This window comes from Salmonella sp. SAL4457 (assembly GCF_046548235.1).
In the GTDB taxonomy this organism is placed as follows: Bacteria; Pseudomonadota; Gammaproteobacteria; order Enterobacterales; family Enterobacteriaceae; genus Salmonella; species Salmonella enterica.
The window spans coordinates 1-278 of record NZ_JBGDZO010000374.1 but is presented as its reverse complement, the minus strand read 5'-3'; the positions used below and the strand labels follow the sequence as shown (position 1 = coordinate 278).

Annotated in this window: 1 protein-coding gene; it reads left to right on the top strand. The window is 68.3% G+C overall.

Annotated features, from left to right (window positions below):
* Positions 1-278, top strand: a 278-nt coding sequence (locus ACLJNW_RS24705) for an MHYT domain-containing protein (RefSeq protein ID WP_410961288.1), incomplete at both ends; no start/stop codon positions are given.

Below are 278 nucleotides of genomic sequence, written 5' to 3'. Positions count from 1 at the left end.
GCTACGTGCTGCAGAACTGCACCTATTCGCCGTCGCTGGTGGCGCTCGCCTTCCTCGTCGCCTGCCTCGCCGGGTACACGGCACTGGACATGGTCGAGAGGGTCGGCAACAGCCTGAGCCACCCGCGCCTCTGGCAATGGATCGGGGCGTTCTGCCTGGGCAGCGGCATCTGGGCCACGCATTTCGTCGCCATGCTCGCGTTCCACGCGCCGATCGCCCTGCGCTACGACCTGCCGATCACCGGCCTGTCGCTGCTGATCGCCGTCGCCGCCTCGTAC